Origin of the sequence: Brachybacterium sp. GCM10030267, assembly GCF_042666875.1 — a bacterium.
Taxonomy (GTDB): Bacteria; Actinomycetota; Actinomycetes; order Actinomycetales; family Dermabacteraceae; genus Brachybacterium.
Window position 1 is genome coordinate 99591 of record NZ_JBHTCX010000017.1, and the last position, 20221, is coordinate 119811.

At 70.3% G+C, this 20221-nt stretch carries 14 protein-coding genes; 8 read left to right on the top strand and 6 right to left on the bottom strand.

From position 1 onward, the window contains the following. Nucleotides 1-9: 9 nt before the first annotated feature. The 5 genes from ACFQS2_RS15055 (at nucleotide 10) to ACFQS2_RS15075 (ending at nucleotide 10425) form a co-directional block, all read left to right on the top strand. Nucleotides 10-933: a carbohydrate ABC transporter permease gene (locus ACFQS2_RS15055; RefSeq protein WP_377794273.1), complete on the top strand. Its 924-nt coding sequence runs from the start codon at nucleotides 10-12 to the stop codon at nucleotides 931-933. After that, a complete protein-coding gene (locus ACFQS2_RS15060) occupies nucleotides 930-2348 on the top strand; it encodes an extracellular solute-binding protein (RefSeq protein WP_377794274.1) in 1419 nt (472 codons plus the stop codon). The genes ACFQS2_RS15055 and ACFQS2_RS15060 overlap by 4 nt, the downstream gene beginning before the upstream one ends. Before the next feature lie 113 nt (nucleotides 2349-2461). Continuing rightward, on the top strand, nucleotides 2462-5818 hold the full coding sequence (locus ACFQS2_RS15065) for a GH92 family glycosyl hydrolase (RefSeq protein ID WP_377794275.1): 3357 nt from the start codon (nucleotides 2462-2464) through the stop codon (nucleotides 5816-5818). Between the two features lie 283 nt (nucleotides 5819-6101). Further along, on the top strand, nucleotides 6102-9053 hold the full coding sequence (gene leuS, locus ACFQS2_RS15070) for a leucine--tRNA ligase (RefSeq protein ID WP_377794276.1): 2952 nt from the start codon (nucleotides 6102-6104) through the stop codon (nucleotides 9051-9053). A gap of 118 nt (nucleotides 9054-9171) precedes the next feature. Further along, the gene (locus tag ACFQS2_RS15075; protein ID WP_377794277.1) at nucleotides 9172-10425 is read left to right on the top strand and encodes a hypothetical protein; all 1254 of its coding nucleotides are present in this window, start codon (nucleotides 9172-9174) and stop codon (nucleotides 10423-10425) included. Nucleotides 10426-10508: 83 nt separating this feature from the next. Here the strand turns inward: ACFQS2_RS15075 and ACFQS2_RS15080 are convergent, their stop codons facing one another. Then, nucleotides 10509-13166, bottom strand: coding sequence for an ATP-dependent Clp protease ATP-binding subunit (locus ACFQS2_RS15080; RefSeq protein WP_377794278.1), 2658 nt, complete (start codon nucleotides 13164-13166; stop codon nucleotides 10509-10511). Nucleotides 13167-13547: 381 nt separating this feature from the next. Between ACFQS2_RS15080 and ACFQS2_RS15085 the strand changes: the two genes are divergently transcribed. Beyond that, complete coding sequence (locus tag ACFQS2_RS15085) at nucleotides 13548-14957, top strand: PrsW family intramembrane metalloprotease (protein ID WP_377794279.1); 1410 nt, start codon at nucleotides 13548-13550, stop codon at nucleotides 14955-14957. A gap of 37 nt (nucleotides 14958-14994) precedes the next feature. Here ACFQS2_RS15085 and ACFQS2_RS15090 read toward each other — a convergent pair whose 3' ends face one another. From ACFQS2_RS15090 to ACFQS2_RS15105, 4 genes are read right to left on the bottom strand one after another with little or no spacing between them, the layout of a single operon-like run. Next, nucleotides 14995-15399, bottom strand: a complete 405-nt coding sequence (locus ACFQS2_RS15090; RefSeq protein WP_377794280.1) for an RNA-binding S4 domain-containing protein — start codon at nucleotides 15397-15399, stop codon at nucleotides 14995-14997. Further along, entirely contained in the window at nucleotides 15396-16856 is a 1461-nt protein-coding gene (locus ACFQS2_RS15095) for an amidase (protein ID WP_377794281.1), read from the bottom strand. Before ACFQS2_RS15095 ends, ACFQS2_RS15090 begins: the two co-directional genes overlap by 4 nt. Beyond that, nucleotides 16853-17368 carry a low molecular weight protein-tyrosine-phosphatase gene (locus ACFQS2_RS15100; protein WP_377019184.1) on the bottom strand — a complete coding sequence of 172 codons (516 nt, stop codon included), beginning with the start codon at nucleotides 17366-17368 and terminating at the stop codon, nucleotides 16853-16855. The genes ACFQS2_RS15095 and ACFQS2_RS15100 overlap by 4 nt, the downstream gene beginning before the upstream one ends. After that, the gene (locus ACFQS2_RS15105) at nucleotides 17365-17775 is read right to left on the bottom strand and encodes a GNAT family N-acetyltransferase (RefSeq protein ID WP_377019182.1); all 411 of its coding nucleotides are present in this window, start codon (nucleotides 17773-17775) and stop codon (nucleotides 17365-17367) included. Before ACFQS2_RS15105 ends, ACFQS2_RS15100 begins: the two co-directional genes overlap by 4 nt. A 24-nt stretch (nucleotides 17776-17799) precedes the next feature. Between ACFQS2_RS15105 and ACFQS2_RS15110 the strand changes: the two genes are divergently transcribed. Then, nucleotides 17800-18165: a DUF952 domain-containing protein gene (locus ACFQS2_RS15110; protein ID WP_377019180.1), complete on the top strand. Its 366-nt coding sequence runs from the start codon at nucleotides 17800-17802 to the stop codon at nucleotides 18163-18165. A 64-nt stretch (nucleotides 18166-18229) separates the two neighbouring features. Further along, on the top strand, nucleotides 18230-18865 hold the full coding sequence (locus tag ACFQS2_RS15115; protein ID WP_377794282.1) for an L-threonylcarbamoyladenylate synthase: 636 nt from the start codon (nucleotides 18230-18232) through the stop codon (nucleotides 18863-18865). 50 nt (nucleotides 18866-18915) lie between these two features. Here the strand turns inward: ACFQS2_RS15115 and ACFQS2_RS15120 are convergent, their stop codons facing one another. Next, a complete protein-coding gene (locus tag ACFQS2_RS15120; RefSeq protein WP_377794283.1) occupies nucleotides 18916-20208 on the bottom strand; it encodes an MFS transporter in 1293 nt (430 codons plus the stop codon). Nucleotides 20209-20221: the final 13 nt, after the last annotated feature.

Sequence of the window (20221 nt, forward strand, 5' to 3'; positions counted from 1 at the left end):
GAGAAGCACATGGCTATCGACACCGTGAATACGAGCACCCGCAATCTCGGCAATGCTCCCAAGCTCAAGCCCCGGTCGGAGTACGGACGAAACCCTGATGGCTCGCGCCAGAGCCCGGCCAGCGCATGGATCTCCCGACTTGTGATGCTGCTGGTCCTGGCGCTCTTCTCGCTGCCGCTGTACTGGATGATCATCTCGGCACTGAAGTCGCCCGAGGAACTCGCCCAGTTCCCACCCACCCTCTTCCCCCAGGACATCCGCTGGGAGAATTTCGCCGACGCCGTCACCGTGATGCCGTTCTGGCTGTTCTTCCGCAACTCCGCGATCATCACGATCAGCGTCGTGGTGCTCAGCGTGGTCTCGAACTTCATCGTCGCCTACGGCTTCGCCTGCATCGACTGGCCCGGCCGCAATCGCGTGTTCTTCGTCGTGCTGGCGACGCTGTTCCTCCCGCTGCCGGTGACCCTGATCCCCATGTTCGACATGTGGGCCGCGCTGGGGTTCGTGAACACGTGGGTGCCGCTGATCCTTCCGGCGATGTTCGCCGGTGGGTTCTTCACCTTCCTGCTGCGGCAGTTCATGCTCCAGACCCCGCGCGACATGATGGACGCCGCGCGGGTGGACGGGGCCAGCGAATGGTCGATCGCCTGGCGGATCGTGTTCCCCACCGCGCGCCCGGCGGTCACCGTGATCGCGATCTTCTCGGCCGTCGGCACGTGGAACGACTTCATGGGCCCGCTGATCTACCTGCAGGACGAGGACAAGCAGACGCTCTCCATCGGTATGCAGGTCTTCCGCACCGTCAACGCCCAGGACATCCAGTTCAACCTGCTGATGGCGGCATCCTTCCTGGTGCTGCTGCCGCTGGTGATCCTGTTCTTCATCTTCCAGCGCTACTTCATCAGCGGAATCACCCTCGGAGGTTTCAAGTGATCAATCGCAGAACTCTGCTGCGCGCCCTCGGCGCAGGGGCGAGCGTGACCATCGCGGGCGGATCGATCGTCGGCTGCGCCAGCCGCCCCGTCGGCGAGGACCGCGATCCGAACCATGTGCGCGTCTGGGGCGCGATCGCTGCGTTCGAGGAGTACGAGACCAATGTGATCGAGGCCTTCACAGAGCAGAACCCCGACATCAAGGTCACGATCTCGCCCGCCCCGAGCAACGGATCGGGGGACAACTCGCCGGTGATCACCGCAGTCCGCGGCCGCACCGGACCGGACCTGTACTGGATGGACCGCTTCAACGGTGCCCAGTTCGCGTCCCTGGGGCTGCTGGAGCCGATCAACGATCTCATCGAGGAGTACGAAGGAGTCAGCCCGGAAGAGTACATGTCGGGCTGGGTCAAGTTCGCCACCGACGAGCTGTACTACGACGGCCAGTGGTACGGGTTGCCCCTGGACACGGACACCCGGGCGCTGTTCTACAACAAGGACCTCGCCGACGAGGCCGGGATCGACCCGGCGCTGCTGGACCCGGCCAACGGGCCCATGACCATCGATCAGATGTGGGATATCAACGACTCGTTCAACATCCAGGACGAGCGCGGCACCTACGAGAAGCTCACCTGGATCCCCTGGGACGATCAGGGGTCGCTGCTGATGTGGGCCTACGCGTACGACGTGCAGATGTTCGACGACGACTCCTGCAACATGATGCTGAATTCCGAGGACATGCTCGGCGTGGCCCGGACGTACTCGGAGTGGGTCAAGCGGCTCGACTTCCCGCGGGTGGACGCGTTCAAGGCCACCTATCAGCCGCCGAACGCGCCGCCCAGCCAGACGTCCTTCTTCTCCGGGCGGCAGCTGTTCCAGATCAGCGTCCCGGACTCCGTCGGCAGCCTGCTGAAGTACAAGCCGGACATGCGCTACGGGCTCACTCATCTCCCGACGGCGCGAGAAGGCGGGGAACCGTTCAACTGGGCCGGCGGCTTCGCCTTCGTGATGCCGAAGGGCTCGAGCATGTCGGAGGCCGCGTGGAAGCTCATGACCTTCTACACCGGCTACGAGGGTCAGAAGATCTACATGCCCGGCATCAAGAAGATCCCGACGAACATCAAGGCGGCGAAGGACCCGGAGGCGTTCGATCCTGAGATCCAGTTCTTCGTCGACCAGATGCCCTACGCCACCTCGCGGCTCCCGCTGCCGGTGGGCACCAAGGTGTGGGACGCGATGTTCACCATGCAGGACAGCCTCAATCAGCAGTCGAAGACCCCCGAAGAGGCCGTCCGCATCGCCCAGGACTACGTGAATCCGACGATGCAGCAGTTCTGCCCGGTGCGCCTGCCCGAAGGCTACGGCGAGCCGGACCCGAACTTCACCGCGGACGACGCGCAGAGCTTCGACGCCTGAGCGCCCCGGGTCCGGGCACCGGGGCAGGGCCGGCTACGCGTCGCAGCCGGCCCTGCCCCACCGGGACCTCCCCATCACCCATGGCACATGCCGACCCCGATCCAGGAGACTTCGTGAGGTCACCGGCCGACCAGGATTTCCGCACCGCTTTCGCCCCCGGTGAGCCTCAGCCGGAGCAGGATTCCGCCCCGGAGTGCGCGGGCGTGCTCCGCAGCGCGAACGGCCCGCCGACGGGCATGGCGACGTGGGTCGAGGGCGGGCCCGACAGTGGATACAGCGTCAAGCGCCACGTCGGTATCACCGGGAGGGAATGCCTCGCCTACCGCGGGTACCACGCCCGCCCCGGCAGGGCGCACTCGTACAACATCGTGCTGCCCGTGCGCATCCCCGTCACCCGGCACACCCGGCTCTCCTACAAGATCTTCCCCCGCGACGTCTCCGACGGCACCGCCCTGCCCGCGCCCGGGGCGCACGTGGCGCTCGATCTCGAGTTCTCCGACGGATCCCACCTACGGGACCTCGGTGCCGTGGACGACCACGGCTTCGAGCTCAGTGCACGCGGGCACGGCGAGAGCGGGGTGCTGTTCGCCGGGCACTGGAATTCGGTCGGCGCGGACATCGGAGCGGTCGCCGAGGGCAGGACCATCACGGCGATCGGCCTGGACTACGAGCGCGACGGCGAGGAGGGCACCTTCGCCGGCTGGGTCGATGACATCGCCGTGGTGACCGAGACCCGATCGGTCGACCTCGAGCATCCCGCCGACCTGGTGGACATCCGTCGCGGGACGAATTCGAGCCCTGCCTACTCCCGGGGAAACACCCTGCCCGCCGTGGCCCTCCCCCACGGCTTCAACTTCTGGGCCCCGGTGACCGATGCGAGCTCCTCGAGGTGGCTGTACCACTACCAGCAGCAGAACGACGCCGACAACCTCCCCGCGCTCGAGGCTCTCGCCCTGAGCCATCAGTCCTACCCATGGGGCGGCGACCGCCACACGTTCCAGGTCATGCCCACGACCGATCCGGGACTCCCGAATCCCGACCGCCGTGAGCGTGCTCTCGCCTTCGACCACGAGGACGAGATCGCGCGGCCCCACCACTACTCCGTCTCCTTCCGCAGCGGAGTGCGAGCGGAGATCACGCCCGCCGACCATGCCGCGATGCTGCGCTTCACCTTCCCCTCCGGGACCGGACAGCTGATCTTCGACAACATCACCGGCAGCTCCGGCGGTGCGCACTGGGATCCGGACCGCAATGCGCTGGTCGGCGCGATGGGCCAGGACCGTGACCGGATGTTCCTCCTCGCCCGGTTCGATCGTCCCGTCGTCCGGGCCGGCACTCTCCAGACAGGTCGACGCACCGGATACGTGAGGTTCGAGACGTCCGCGCACCGGGAGGTCTCGATGCGCATCGCGACCTCCCGCATCAGCATCGATCAGGCCGAGCACACCCTCGACCTCGAGATCCCCGAGTCCGCCACGTTCGACGAGATCCGCGACCGCGCCCGCCGTGCCTGGGACGAGGTGCTCGGGGTGATCTCGGATGTCGAGGGAGCAAGCACGGACCAGCTGGTCACGCTGTACTCGAGCCTGTACCGGATGAGCCTCTACCAGAACTCCGCCCACGAGAACGTCGCCACCTCTGAGCGACCACGGCTGCGGCACGCCAGCCCGTTCCTTCCCGCTGCGGGCGAGGGCACCGACTCCGTGACCGGAGCCCAGGTCGTCGACGGCACGCTGTACCGCAGCAGCGGCTTCTGGGATACCTACCGCACGACGTGGCCCGCCCTCGCGCTGTTCTCCCCGCAGCGGACCGGAGAGCTGGTTCAAGGCGTCCTGGCCCAGTTCGCGGAGGCCGGCTGGTTCCCCACCGGGATGGTGGGCAGCTGCAGCGACGCCTCCTTCGCCGAGATCCACGCCCAGGGCGTGCGGAACTTCGATGTCGAGGCCGCCTACGACGTCCTGATCAAGCACGCCACCGTGGTCTCGGACCGGCGCGGGGCCGGACGCCCCGGGCTCGAGCGCGGCATCTTCCTGGGGTACACCCCGCTGTCGGCCGGGCCCGCCCGTCCCGGGGGCACACCCGACGAGAGCCTGGCCGACGCCCTCGAGAACTACCTGGGCGATTTCGCGATCGCTGCCATGGCACGATCCCTGCACGAGGCCACGGGGTTGCCGCGCTATGCCGAGGAGCACCGGTATCTGCTCAGCCGTGCCCGCAACTACGTGCATCTGTTCGATCCGGCGACCGGCTTCTTCCAGGGCCGCCACGCCGACGGCGGCCGCCGGGTCCGGCCCCAGGACTACGAGCCGCGGGAGTGGGGCTTCGACTACACCGAGACCAACGGCTGGGGCATGGCCTTCAGCGTGCCGCACGACGGCCGGGGCCTGGCGAACCTGTACGGGGGCGCCGAGGGCCTCGCCGCCAAGCTGGACGACTTCTTCGCCATCCCGGAACGCGCGAGCCATCCCGGCTCCTACGGTGCGGTGATCCATGAGGTGCGCGAGGCCGCCGGGATCCAGGCCGGGCAGTGGGGACTGAGCAATCAGCCGGGGTTCCACATCCCGTACATGTATTACTTCGCGGGCAGGCCCTGGGCCGCTCATCGGATCGTGCGCACCGCCCTGGCACGTCAGTTCGCCGGCAGCGACATCGGACAGGGCTACCCGGGTGACGAGGACACCGGCTCGACCTCCGCCTGGTTCGTGCTCAGCGCGCTGGGCCTGTACCCGTTGCAGGTGGGGACCGCCACCTTCGTCCTCGGCTCCCCGTTGTTCCGTTCCGTGACGATCCGCCCGCACGGTGGGCGGCCGATCACGGTCCGGGCTCCGCGCACCAGCCTGCGCAACTGCTACGTCCAAGGAGTCAGGGTCAACGGGCAGCCGTACGAGAGGACCTGGATCACCCGCGAGCTGCTCGCGGGCGGCGCGGAGATCGAGTTCGACATGGGTCCGGAGCCCTCCGGGTGGGGCACGGATCCGGCCTCCGCTCCACCGTCACTGACCGAGGATGATGAGCTCCCGCACCCGCTGCGGGACCTGACCGGCGATCTCGGAGGCCACGCCGCGCTCGACCGGGCCGTTTCCGACGAGGCCGGCGCCGACGAGGCCCGTACCGATGGAGCCGCGGAGGCGCTGTTCGACGACACCTCGGAGACCACCGCGAACCTTCCTGGCCAGCACCCCGTCGTCACGTGGAGCTTCCCCGAGGGGCGGGAAGCCGCCGCGCAGATGTACACCCTCACCTCGTCCGCCGTCCAGGAGTCCCCGACGAGCTGGCAGCTGCACGGATCCACCGACGGGCATCACTGGACGCTGCTGGACAGCAGGGAGCACGAGGAGTTCCGGTGGGACCGGCAGACGCGACCGTTCTCGCTGAGTGAAGCAGGCGCGTATCGCCACTACCGCTGGACCTTCGCCGGACCCCCGCAGCGGCGCGCACTCGCCCTGGCACAGCTCGAGCTGCTCGGCTGAGCCTCTCGGCTTCTGCGGTCCGAGGCCGACGTCCGAGGCCGACCCGGCGGTGCGGCGGCATCGGCGATGCAGCCGAGGTGCGGAGGTCGTAGACTGTCCACGTGGCTCAACGTCTGCTGCTTAGATAGCCGCGTCGGAGAACGCCTGCCCAGGCCACCGCCCGCGCGGCGGATCGGTCCCGCGGCGCGGGCACCGACGCGGCAACCCTCGCCTGCGCGGGGGTTTTTTCATGTCACGAGACGCCCGGCGGCATCGGCCGCTTCGATTCCGAAGGAAGTTCCCCATGAGCGAGGCCCCGTACCGTTACACCGCCGCGGTGGCGGACGAGATCGAGGAGCGCTGGCAGCAGCGCTGGGACGAGGACGGCACGTTCCATGCCGACAATCCCGTCGGCGCGCTGCGCGGCGAGGCCGCCTCGCTCGACCAGGCCGCCTCCGCGGGGTCGGCGGAGAAGCTCTACATCATGGACATGTTCCCCTACCCCTCGGGGTCGGGGCTGCACGTGGGGCACCCGCTGGGGTACATCGCGACCGACGTGACCGCGCGGCATCAGCGAATGCTCGGCAAGAACGTGCTGTACACGATGGGGTACGACGCGTTCGGCCTGCCCGCCGAGCAGTACGCGGTCCAGACCGGCACGCACCCGCGCACCACCACCGAGGCGAACGTGGCGAACATGCGTCGTCAGCTGCACCGGCTGGGGCTGTCCCACGACCCGCGGCGCTCGCTGGCCACCACCGACCCCGAGTTCGTGAAGTGGACGCAGTGGATCTTCCTGCGCATCTTCGACTCCTGGTACGACCCCGAGTCCCCGAACGTGGACGGCATCACCGGGAAGGCGCGCCCGATCGCGGAGCTGCGCGACGAGCTGCGAGCCGGCACCGTGGACCCGTTCGCCCTCGCCGAGCGTCAGGACATCGAACTGCCCGCCGCCTGGATCGGTCGCAGCACTGCCGACGTCACCGCCGCGAGCGACGCGGAGATCGACGAGCTGGCCCACGCCTTCCGGCTGGCCTACATCTCCGAGACGCCGGTGAACTGGTGCCCCGGCCTGGGCACCGTGCTGGCCAATGAGGAGGTCACCGCCGAGGGCCGCTCCGAGCGGGGCAACTTCCCGGTGTTCCGTCGCCGCCTGCGCCAGTGGAACATGCGCATCACCGCCTACGCCGACCGTCTGCTGGACGACCTGGAGCGGGTCGACTGGCCCGAGTCGATCCGTACCATGCAGCGCAACTGGATCGGTCGCAGCCAGGGCGCGCAGATCACGTTCCCGGTGGCAGGGCTGACAGGCCACGAGGACCCGACGTTCGACGTCTTCACCACGCGGGCCGACACCCTCTTCGGCGCCACCTTCTGCGTCCTCTCCCCCGAGCATTCGCTGCTGGAGGATTCCTCGGCCCTCCCGGCGCAGTGGCCCGAGGGCATCCCCGAGGCCTGGAAGGGCGAGGCCGCGACGCCGCGCGAGGCCGTCGAGTCGTACCGCGCACGAGCCGCTGCCCTCGGCGAGGAGGAGCGCACCGCCGAGAACCGCGAGAAGACGGGCGTGTTCACGGGCCTGACCGCCACCAACCCGCTGGACGGGCGCGAACTGCCGGTGTTCACTGCCGACTACGTGCTGACCGGATACGGGACCGGTGCCATCATGGCCGTTCCCGCCGAGGACGAGCGCGACTTCGACTTCGCGGCCACGTTCGAGCTGCCCGTCATCCGTACCGTGCGGCCGCCCGCCGATTTCGAGGGCGGGGCCTGGACCGGGGACGGCGAGAAGATCAACTCCGCCAGTGCGGAGCTGGACCTCAACGGCCTCTCCCCCGCCGAGGCCGCCGAACGCGCCACCGCGTTCGCCGCCGAGAAGGGCTTCGGCACCGCGCGTACCACCTACCGTCTGCGGGACTGGCTGTTCTCGCGCCAGCGCTACTGGGGCGAGCCGTTCCCGGTGGTCTACGACCCGGACCATCCGGACGTGCCGATCCCGCTGCCGGACTCCATGCTGCCCGTGGACCTGCCCGAGGTCGCGGACTTCTCCCCCAAGACCTTCGATCCCCACGACGGCGACACCGAGCCGCAGACCCCGCTGTCCCGCGCCAGGGACTGGGCCGAGGTCGAGCTGGACCTCGGCGAGGGCCCCAAGCGCTACCTGCGCGAGACCAACACGATGCCGCAGTGGGCCGGCTCGTCCTGGTATCACCTGCGCTACATCGACCCCACCGAGGACGAGTCCCTGGTGCGCCGCGAGAACGAGGAGTACTGGCTGGGCCCCCGCGCGGAGGGCGAGGTCGGCGGCGTGGACCTCTACGTCGGCGGGCAGGAGCACGCGGTGCTCCACCTGCTGTACGCGCGCTTCTGGCACAAGGTGCTGTTCGACCGCGGCGTCGTCTCCAGCCAGGAGCCCTACCACCGGCTGTTCAACCAGGGCTACATCCAGGCCTACGCCTACACCGATTCCCGAGGCGTGTACGTCCCGGCCGAGGAGGTCGTCGCCGAGGAGGACGGCACCTTCACCTATCAGGGCGAGCCCGTCACCCAGGAGTACGGGAAGATGGGCAAGTCGCTGAAGAACGCGGTGGCGCCGGACGACATGTATCGCGACTACGGCGCCGACACGCTGCGGGTGTACGAGATGTCGATGGGCCCGCTGGACCTCTCTCGGCCGTGGGAGACGCGCGCGGTGGTCGGCTCGCACCGATTCCTGCAGCGCCTGTGGCGGCTCATGGTCGACGAGGAGACCGGAGCACTGACCGTCTCCGAGGAGCCGGCCGACCTGCCCACCCGCAAGGCCGTCCACCGCACCATCGACGGGGTCAGCCGCGACATGGCCCAGATGCACTTCAATACCGCGGTCGCGAAGCTGATCGAGCTGGTCAACCACCTCACGAAGGGCCTGACCGGTACGGGGGCCACACCCCGAGAGGCCGTCGAACCGCTGGTACTGATGGTCGCCCCCTTGGCCCCCCACCTGGCCGAGGAGCTGTGGGCTCGCCTCGGCCACGAGGGCACCATCTCGCGGGCACCGTACCCGGTGGCGGACCCGGAGCTGGTCAAGGCCGACGCGATCACGTGCGTGGTCCAGGTCGGCGGCAAGGTGCGCCACAAGCTCGAGGTGGACCCGGAGATCTCCGAGTCCGACCTCGAGGCGCTGGTCATGGCCGAGGACCGGGTCCAGGAGGTCATCGCCGGCCGGCCGATCCGCAAGGTCATCGTGCGGGCGCCGAAGATCGTGAACATCGTGGTCTGAGAAGGTCGTCCCGGCCGGGCTGATCACTCGGCCGGGATCGTTCCTCCCCAACGCGGCTGCGTCCACAATGGAGACCGCGCGGCGGTCGACGAGTCGTTCGGCTGCCTACGGTCGGTCCATGAACATCTTCTGCGGATGCGACCCCGAGACCTTGGACGAGCTGGCCGAGAAGCTCGTCGAGAGCGCCAAGAGAATCATCGAGCTCATCGAACTCCTGCGCACGACCTCCGTCACGGTCGCGTGGGCCGGGCCGGACGCCGACTCCCATCGGGGCCAGGTCGATGCGGTCGCCGTCACTGCCGGCGACGTCTGCGCAGCGATCCGCGACCGGGCCGAGATGCTGCGGGAGGAGTCGGCGCAGCAGGTGAGCGCGTCGGAGGCCCGGTCCGATCGCAGCGACCCGCTGCGCTGGGCGCGCGCGGAGATGCCCGCCGGCCCCGGAGGAGGCAGCGGGGGCAGCGGTGGCAACGGGGGCAGCGGTCGCGGACTGCCCTTCCCCGAGCTGTTCCCGCGTCTGTCGCCACCACCGTGGTACGAGGGCCTCGGGCCGACCATCGGCGGTCCGTTCCAGGCGGAGGACCCGTTCGAGCTCGTTCCGGTGCTCGGCGCGCCCCTCCCGCCCGTCGTCACCGGAGGTCCGGGCAGCTGGTCCCCGATCGGAGGGCCCATGGCTCGGGAGCCGGAACAGCTCCGCACGAGCCGCGACTCCTTGCCCGAGGGTGAGGAGTTCGATCTGGCTCCGGAACGGCTCGAGCGGGCCGAGGAGGTGCGCCGCGGAGCCTTCAAGATGACCAAGTGGAGCGCCGGGGCCCAGGCTCTCATGGACCTCCACAGCACCGTCGGGGACGGGCTCGATCTCGCCGAGAGCACGCTCGAGGACAACGGGCTCGGTGCCTTCACTCCGGCTGTCTCCCTCGCCCGGATCCCGCACGAGATCTCAGGCGTCGCCGTGGGCGAGAACTCCGTGATGGGCCAGGTGACCGGCGGCGTGGAGCACCTCGTGGCGAATGCGGACCAGACCACTCGCGAAGTCGCCGACGCCATCGGCGACGGTGATCCCGCCGCCGCGGCCCGAGCCGGCGAGCGCGGTATGTATCGCCACTTCGCGGGCGTGGCCGGCATCGTCACGGCCACCCCGGTGCCGGCGCTGACCGATGCGGTGGACAGCAGCATCGGTCACGCTGCGGACATCATCGAGCCGGTCAGCCCGGAGGCGGCCTCGCGAATTCGGGAGGGCCAGGACGCCGGGCGGGAGACCCTGGAGCCCGCTTCGCAGGCATGGGACGAGGCCACCGATGCCGAGACCTGGTACGACCTCCGCCGCGCGGTAGCGCCCCTGCCGTGGGATCCGCAGCCCCAGCCGGCGGGCTGAGGCGTGAGCCGCGCGTCTCTCGACCGGCCGGCCGCGCGCGAGGGGCGCATCCCGGCACCTCGGAATGCGCCCCGCTCCAGCGATCAGCTCACCGCGGCCGCGGCCTCGTCCCGCTCGCTGCCGTCGGCCTCGTCCGGGGCGATGACGGTCAGCTCCAGGGAGTGCCCCTCCTCGCTGACGCCGACGCCGACGTGGTCGCCGTCGCGGACCTCGCCCCTGAGGATGAGACGCGCCAGGGCGTCACCGATCTCCTTCTGGACCAGCCGCTTCAGCGGGCGCGCCCCGTACATCGGGTCGAAGCCCGTCTCGGCCAGCCACTGCGTGGCCGGTTCGTCCACCTCCAGGCCGATCCGGCGATCCTCGAGCCGTGCCGCGACCTCCCGGACCTGGAGGTCCACGATCCGCGAGAGCTGCTCGCGGGAGAGCGCATCGAAGATCACGACGTCGTCGAGGCGGTTGAGGAACTCGGGCTTGAACGATCCCCTGACCACCTGCATCACCTGTTCGTGCTTCTCGCGCTCGCTCAGCACGGGATCCTGCAGGAAGTGGGCGCCCAGGTTCGAGGTGAGGATCAGGATCGTGGAGCGGAAGTCCACGGTCCTGCCCTGCCCGTCGGTCAGACGACCGTCATCGAGCACCTGCAGCAGGATGTCGAACACGTCGGGGTGCGCCTTCTCGATCTCATCGAGCAGCACCACCGAGTAGGGGCGGCGCCGCACGGCCTCGGTGAGCTGACCGCCCTCGTCGTAGCCGACGTACCCGGGAGGGGCACCGACCAGGCGCGAGACCGTGTGCTTCTCCCCGTACTCCGACATGTCCAGGCGGATCATCGCCCGCTCGTCGTCGAAGAGGAAGTCGGCCAGGGACTTGGCCAGCTCGGTCTTGCCCACGCCCGTCGGCCCCAGGAACAGGAAAGAGCCGGTGGGACGGTTCGGATCAGCGATCCCGGCACGGGCCCGGCGCACGGCGTCGGAGACCTCGGCGACGGCGCGGTGCTGGCCGATCAGGCGCTGACCGATCAGCTCCTCCATCTCCAGCAGCTTCTGGCTCTCCGCCTCCAGCAAGCGCCCCGCGGGGATCCCGGTCCAGCTGCCCACGACATCGGCGATGTCATCGGGACCGACGTGGTCGGCGACCAGGGGGCGATCGTCCTCACCGACGCCCTCGGCCTCCTTCTCCTCGGCCTCGACCAGCTGCGACTTCACCTCCGGGATGTCGCCGTAGAGGATCTTGGAGGCGGCGGTCAGGTCGCCCTCGCGCTGGGCACGATCGGCCTGCATCCGCAGCTGCTCCAGTCGCGCCTTGAGGTCACCGACCAGGTTCAGCCCGGCCTTCTCCCGGTCCCAGCGCGCCGACAGCGCCGTCATCTGCTCGGTGCGGTCGGCCAGCTGCGCGCGGACCGATTCGAGCTGGGCGATGCTGCCGGGATCGTCGCTGCCATCCAGCGCGAGCTCCTCCATCTTCAACCGGTCCACCTGCCGGCGCAGGATGTCCAGCTCCTCCGGCGAGGAGTCCAGTTCCATGCGCTGGCGGGACGCGGCTTCGTCGACCAGATCGATCGCCTTGTCCGGCAGCTGCCGGCCCGAGATGTAGCGGTCCGAGAGCGTCGCCGCGGCCACCAGGGCCGCATCGGTGATCGAGACCTTGTGGTGGGCCTCGTACTTGTCCTTGAGCCCGCGCAGGATGGTGATGGTGTCCTCGACGCTGGGCTCGCCGACGATGACCTGCTGGAAGCGCCGCTCGAGGGCCGGGTCCTTCTCGATGTTCTCGCGATACTCGTCCAGGGTGGTGGCGCCGACCATGCGCAGTTCACCGCGGGCCAGCATGGGCTTGAGCATGTTGCCGGCGTCCATCGAGCCGTCGCCCGTGCCGCCCGCACCCACCACGGTGTGCAGCTCGTCGATGAAGGTGATGATCTGGCCGTTGCTGGTGCGGATCTCATCGAGCACGGCCTTCATGCGCTCCTCGAACTCGCCGCGGTACTTCGACCCGGCGACCATCGAGGACAGGTCCAGGGCGACGAGCTTCTTGTCCCGCAGCGAATCCGGGACGTCACCGGCGACGATGCGCTGAGCGAGTCCCTCGACCACGGCCGTCTTGCCGACGCCCGGTTCGCCGATCAGCACGGGGTTGTTCTTGGTGCGTCGCGAGAGCACCTGGACCACGCGGCGGATCTCGGCGTCACGGCCGATCACCGGGTCCAGCCGGCCCTCGCGGGCCTGCTCGGTGAGGTCGATGCCGAACTTCTCGAGACTCTGGAAGGTGCCCTCGGGGTTCTGGGTGTCCATCTGTGTCATGCGCTCATCTCCTGGTGAGAGTCGGGTCACGGCATCGCGAAGGGCCGCCGGCGTCGCGCCGGCGGCGGCCAGCAGGCGAGCGGCCTCGTCCGAGCCGAGCGCGATGCCGATCATCAGGTGCTCGGTGGACAGATAGGTCCGCTGCTGGGCATCGGCCTCGTGCCGCGCCGCCTCCAGGGCGTCGAAGCCGTCGCCGACGAAGGTCGGATGCGCGCCGCTGCCGCTGACCCGTGGCAGCGCACCGATGGCCTCCTCGGCACGCCGAGCCACGTCGCGGGGATCCGCGCCGGCTTCCGTGAGGGCCGCCGCGCCGATGCCATCGCTCTGGAGTGCCAGCGCCCACAAGAGGTGCAGAGAGCTGATCTGGGGGTTGCCGAGCTCGACTGCCTTCTCCGCGGCCGCGGTGACGGCCTCCTGCGAACGAGTGGTGAACTGGAACTCCACGGCGCTTCCTCTCCTGCCTGGACCGTGCGGTCGGTGTTATCGGCCGGTCCGTGTGGTTGCTCGATCTCTGTGCGGCGTGCCCGCAGGATCGCTGTGGTTCCGCGATCGCTGCGCGCGGCCCGCGGCGGTCTGTCAGTGGCCCCGCGGGCGGTCCTGCGACCAGTGCAACGACGCCAAGGTTGAGTCTATTCCGCTCAAGGTTGGGTTCTGTCCACAATCGGCTCCGCTCGGGTCTCGTCATCGGCGAGGATGGGGATCGGCACCTGTAGCATCGCAGGCAGCCGATCGCCCTGTCGTGTGGGGGACCAGACACCGACGACGTCCCGGGGCGCTCGACCGTCCCTGCGCTCCCGTCCCTCTGCCGACGAAACCGAGGCCATCATGTCCCACCCGCCGCAGCAGCCGCCCAGTGGCCAGTACATGCCCAACGGGCGCCCGCGCCCCGGCGCGGGGTCCGCAGGCGGCTCCCCGTCGGGCCCGTCCCAGCCCCGCTACGTCGACTACGGCAATCCTCGCGCCTACGACACCTCGGTGCGACCGGCGTCCGGGCTGACAGCCGCGCGGTACGCCCCGGCCCGGATCCGGCAGCCGGATCAGGAACAGCCGCCCTCGGCGTGGACGACCACCCAGGCCCGACGTGCCCAGGAGGTCTCCCAGAGCGCGAACAAGGTGCCGGTGACGACGGTCGTGTCCTGGATCGTCGCGGCGATGCTGGGCATCCTGCTGATCGTCATCCTGGGTCTGTTCTTCCTCGGATTCGTCATCAGCTCGAGTTCGAGTCCGATCTGGTGGCCGGTGACGGCGTTCCTCGCGCTGATCTCGCTGATCGTGATCATCGGGATCATGATCCTGGCCGACCGCTGGGATCCGCAGCCGATCCCTCTGCTGATCGTCGCCGTGCTCTGGGGCGCGGCGGTCGGGGCCGGCCTCAGCTATCTGCTCAACACCGCCAACTCGATACTGACCTTCTGGGTCACCGGCAGCGAGGCCGCGGCGAACTTCGTGGGCCCAGTCATCAGCGCCCCTCTGGTGGAGGAGACCACCAAGGGGCTCGGCCTCCTGCTGCTGATGCTCCTGGGCCGGCGGTACTTCAACGGCCCCCTGGACGGGCTCATCTACGGCACGCTCATCGGCGGCGGCTTCGCCTTCACCGAGAACATCCTCTACTACACCCGGGCTCTCGAAGGCGCGGGCGAGGTGGGCCTGCTGATCAACGTGGTCATGCGCGGCGTGCTGAACATCTTCGGGCATGCCATCTACACCTCGCTCACCGGCATCACCGTGGGCTTCGTGGTGAGGAAGTGGGGGACGGTGATGGGCCTGCTGGCGTTCATCCCCGCCCTCATCCCCGGCATGCTCCTGCACGCTCTGTGGAACCTCGGGGCCACCCTCTTCTCCGGCATCATCGCCCTGCTGGTGATGTACGCCCTGGAGGCGCTCATCTCCCTGGCATGGCTGATCCTCATCGCGATTCTCGTCTGGGACGAATCACGATTGACGCGGGTGCGCCTGGGGGACTACGCCAATCACGGATGGCTCACGCATGAGGAGGTGGACATGCTCGGCACGTGGAAAGGCCGCCGCGAGGGCAAGCGGTGGGCGAACCAGTTGGGCGCGAAGCCGCTGATGAAGAAGTTCATCCGGGAGAGCGCGGACCTGGCCTCGGTGCGCCAGCGTCTGCTGGCCGACGGCGCGAACCCGAAGGTGGTCGCCCTCGAGTCCGACCTGCTGCGCAGGCTCACCACCAATCGCCAGGCCCTGCTCGCGAGGGCCGGGCACACCGGCTCCTAGCCGACCGGGGTCCCCGACTCGACCGCGGCTGCTGTGCTCAGCGGCGCGAGTCCTCGTCGCGGCCGCGCAGGCGCTCGAACTGGCGACGCTCACGCTTGGTCGGACGGCCGGTCCCGCGCTCGCGTCGCGGCGGCGCGGCGGCCAGCTGCGGCCGTGGCTCGGGGCTGTGGTCCTCATAGGCCTCCCGCGCGACCGGGGCGCCGACGCGCTTGGTGAGGATCGTCGTGACGACCACGATGCGTTCGCGCCCGGGTGAGCGGACACGCAGCTCGTCCCCCACGGTGATGCGCTGCGAGGCCTTCGCCGGCTCCCCGTTGCGGCGCACGTGCCCTGCCCGGCACGCGGTGGTGGCGGCCGAGCGGGTCGGCATCAGCCGAGCGCTCCACAGCCATACGTCCAGCCGCACCGACTGCGGACCGGTGCCGGTTCCGGGCGTGCTCACGGGCTGACCGGTTCCCGCACCAGGGGCCACGGATCGTGCGCCTCCAGCTGCGCGGCCAGCGAGAGGAGCAGGGCGTCATCCCCGGGCCGGGTCGCCCCGAGGTGGACGCCGAAGGGCAGCTCCACGCCGTCGACGTGCTCCCGGTGCAGCGGCACCGACATCGCGGCGCGGCCGAGCATGTTCCAGGTGCTCGTCCACGGCGTGAACTCGCACTGCGCCTGGAAATCCGCGGCGCCATCGGGCAGCTGCAGCTCGTCCGGGAAGGCGGGCGGTCCCGCCAGGGTCGGTGTGAGGACGACGTCGTACGACGCGAAGGTCTCCCCCGTGCGCCGGGAGAGAGTCTGCATGGCGCTGATGGCTCTGACCACGTCGATGCCGCTGTAGGTGCGGCCCCGCTCCCGTAGCCACCGGGTCAGCTCCAGCAGCTTGCCCTCCTGCACCGCGTCGAGCTCGATGGCGGCGGCGCCGACGGTCCACAGCGGCATGAAGGCAGCCCATTCGGAGGCCGTGAACGGCGCCGGGATGCTCGTCGTCTCGTGGCCGAGCCCGCGCAGCAGCTCGGTGGCGCGTTCGAGGCCGCGCAGGGCGGCCGGGTGCACGTCGGTCTCGGCGGCGAGGGGCTCGGTGAGGACCGCGATGCGCAGCGGGCCCGCCTGCTCGCCGACCGCGTCGAGGTAGGGGCGCTCGCGGCGGGCCAGCGGGGTGGAGTCCCCGGGGCGGTCGCCGGCGATCGTGTCCAGGCCCGCCGCGAGGTCCCGCACGGTGCGGGCCAGCACGCCGTCGGTGACCAGGCCCACGCCCTCGGCGCCGTACGGACCGGGCGAGACGAGCCCGCGCGAGGGCTTGATGCCCACGATGCCGCAGCAGGCCGCAGGGATCCGGACGGACCCGCCTCCGTCCGAGCCGTGCGCCAGCGGCACCACTCCCGCGGCCACCGCGGCGGCGGCCCCGCCGCTGGAGCCGCCGGCGGTGCGGCGCAGATCCCACGGGGTGCGCGCCGGCGCTCCGGTGGCGGGCTCGGTGTAGGCAGGCATCCCGAACTCGGGAGTGGTGGTCTTGCCGATCGTCACGGTACCGGCGTCCATGACTCGCTGCGCGACGCCGTCGGTGACCGGGGCGATGGTGCCGCGCAGCGCGGTGCTGCCTGCTTCGAAGGGCTCTCCGGCGATCTGGGTGAGGTCCTTGATGGGCATCGGGACTCCGAGCAGCGGGAGGTCACGTGCGAGTCCCGCGAGATCTCCGGTGCGTCGCGCGTCCGCGAGGCGCTCGGCGGCGGCCCGGGCCTGCCGGCGCGAGAGGTCCTCGAGGACGTGGGCGAACGCACCCACCCGGGCGACCGTGCCACGAGCGGCGTCGAGGGCGCGCTCGGTCTGCTCGCGCATGTCGATCTCGCCCGCCCGGATCGCGGCGGCCGTCTCGAGCGCTCCGAGCACCTCCTCCCCGTTCGCTGCGGTCATCGACGGCTGTCGCTGGAGCGGGAGGCGTCCTGCGAGGCAAGCTCGGAGCGGACGTGATCGATGATCCCGTCAGCGGCGTCCATGATCTGCTCCCATGCGATCTCGAAGCCGCTCTCGTCCCCGTACCAGGGGTCGCGGATGCCGGTGTCCTGCACGGGCTCCGACGCGAAGTCGCGCAGCATGTAGAGGCGGCCGCGGGCCCGGTCGCCCATGGCGCGACGGATCGGTTCGACGTGGTCGTGGTCCAGGGCGAGCACGAGGTCCGCCTCCCGCAGCAGCGCCGCGGTCATCTGCCGGGCCCGGTGGGCGGAGGCGTCCAGGCCGTGGCGCTGGAGCAGCGCTCCGGCCCGTGCGTCGACGGGGTTGCCGACCTCCCAGCCGGAGGTGCCGACGGAGGCGACCTCGACGTGGTCATCGAGACCGGCCTGCTCGAGCGCCTCGCGGAGCGCGTACTCGGCCATCGGGGAGCGGCAGATGTTGCCGGTGCACACGGTGAGGATGCGGTAGCTCATCGACCCTCCGTTCCGCTGCCGGCGCTGGGCTCCTCGAGCAGATCGGCGTACTCGGGGTGCCGCTCGATCCAGCCGCGCACGAACCAGCACGTGGCGCGCACCCGCAGGCTGTGCTCGCGAGCGTCGTCGAGGGCGAAGCGGACCAGCGCGGAGCCCACTCCCCGGCCGTTGTGCTCGGGGGCGACCACGGTCGAGCGCAGATCGCGCACCGTGGCCGGCCCGGGGCCGGCGGCGGCCCCCGCGCTCTGGCCCTCGGCCGTCCCGGCGCTCTCGCTCGCGTCGGCGGCGGGCTCATCGCCGTAGTACAGGACGGCGAGCAGCTCGGAACCGTCCAGCGCTTCGTAGCGGTCTCTGTCGTCGTCATGGACCAGGCGCACCGCGCCCGGTCCGGCGGAGGTCTCATCCATGCCGGTCACGGTACACTGCCGGGCATGCCCGCGCCCCTGATCTGGCACATCACCGAGCTGCCCGCCTGGGAGGCGGCAGCCCGGCAGGGCTCGTACACCCAAGCCACCCGGGGCCGCGACCTCTCCGAGGTCGGCTATATCCACGCGTCCTGGCCCGAGCAGGTCTCCATGGTCGCCAAGCGCGTCTACCCCGATCGCCCCTCGGATCTCGTGATCCTCGAGATCGACGTGGCGCGCGTGGAGGCGGCCGGCGTCGCGGTGGACATCGAGGCCGACGACGACGGGGGCGGCCGCGGCTATCCGCACATCAAGGGGCCGCTGCCGGTCGGGGCCGTGCTCCGTCTGCGTCGCACGAAGTGGATCGGCCGGGAGTTCGTCGTCGTCGCCTGAGCTGCGCGAGGCACACCTCCGCAGCCCCATGGCGGCCTGCGGCGCCGCCGTCGTAGCATCGAGCATGGCCAGATCATCACGCTCTGCCCGCTATCTCGACATCCACCCCGTCGACCCGCAGCCACGGCTCATCGACCAGGCCGTCGACGTGCTGAAGGCCGGTGGGCTGATCGCCTATCCGACGGATTCCTCCTACGCCCTGGGCTGCTCGCTGGGAGCGCACGAGGGGCTCGAGCGGATCCGCCGCATCCGCCAGGTCGGCAAGAATCACCACTTCACGCTGGTGTGCGCGGACTTCGCCCAGCTGGGCCAGTTCGTCATCGTCTCGAACCCGACGTTCCGGCTGGTCAAGAACGCGACCCCGGGCCCGTACACGTTCATCCTGCCGGCCACCAAGGAGGTGCCGCGGCGGATGGCGCACCCCAAGAAGCTCACCGTGGGGGTGCGCATCCCCGATCACCGCGTCGCCCATGCGCTGGTCCGTGCGCTCGGCGAGCCGATCGTCTCCTCGACGCTGCTGCTGCCTGGTCACGAGCAATCCCCCTCGGAGGGCTGGGTCGTGCAGGACCTCCTGGGCGATCAGCTCGACGTGATCATCGATTCCGGGGAGGTGGGCACCGAGCCCACCACGGTCGTCGACCTCTCCGGCGGCGACGTCGAGATCGCTCGGGAGGGCGCCGGGGACATCAGCCGCTTCTGACCTGGGCCGGTGGATGCACCCGCGGATGCCCTCGGGTGCCAGGACCGGTATCAGCCACGACCGGCGGTCGCATCGGCCGACGGACGGTTGCTGAGGACCCCCGAGAAGAGCAGGATGCCCAGCGCGTACACCGGCATCATCCACAGGGCGTAGCGCAGGGTGAGGGCGTCGGCGAGCGCCCCGACCAGCGGCGGCGTGACGAAGAAGCCCAACCGCGCGAACCACCCCACCACGGTGATGCCCACCCCGTGGGGCACGCCCGGCATGTCGTCGGCGGCCCGGTAGGCGGCGGGGAACAAGGTGGCGACGCCCCACCCGGCGGCGGCGAAACCGACCACCGCGGTGGCCGGGGTGGACATCAGCAGAGCGACGCTCATGCCGCAGATCGAGACCAGGGCACCCATCCGGGCGGCGAGCCGGTCCCCCAGCCGGTCGACGACGAAGTCGCCGGTGAAGCGGCCCACGGTCTGGGCTCCCTGCAGGGCGACGAAGGCCAGTCCGGCCACGAACGGGGTCGCCTCGAAGGTGGAGGTCATGAACAGCGCGCCCCACGTGTTGCCGGCGTCCTCGGTCGACCCCGCGAAGACCAGGATCATGCCCAGCGCCGCGACCAGACCCAGTGCGCGCAGGCTCATCCCCGCCAGGCGGAAGCCGGCCGGGACCGGTTCGGCGGGCACCTCCGCGGCGGAGCCGGCCGACGGCCCGGCCGCCGGACCCCCGCTCGGGGTGCGCTCGGTGGCGTCGTGCCCGGGCAGCATGAAGCGCAGCGACGCGGCGCCCAGGGCCCCGAACACGACGAGCCCGAGCACTCCCTGGAGCCACAGCGCGAGACCGATCTGGGCGCTGCCCGCGCCGAGGAGTCCGCCCGTGACGGCGCCCAGGGACCACCAGCCGTGGTAGCTGTTCATGATCGAGCGGCGGTAGCGGCGCTCGACGCGCATGCCGTGGGCGTTCATGGAGATGTCGGTGACGGCGTCGGCCGCCATCGCCAGGCCCAGCGACGCCGCCAGCCAGAGCCACGAGCCGGACACGTATACCGCCAGATGGGTGGTCGAGGCGATGACCTGGGCGACGACGCTGACCCGCGCGGAGCCGTAGCGGGACATCAGGCCGGCCACCGTCAGCCCCGCGATCAGGCCGCCGACGGGCCCGATGCCGACGGCGAGCCCGAAGGCGGTGTGGGAGAGGCCGATGCTCTCGACCAGCTCGGGGTAGCGCGGCAGGATCGCGCAGAAGGACGCGCCGTTGAGGAAGAAGAGCAGGGAGACGGCCCAGCGGGCACGACGCACGGCGTCCGGCGGGGCGTCGGCGGCCGCGATACGGGCCGGGGAGGGAACGTTCACGAGGACTCATTGT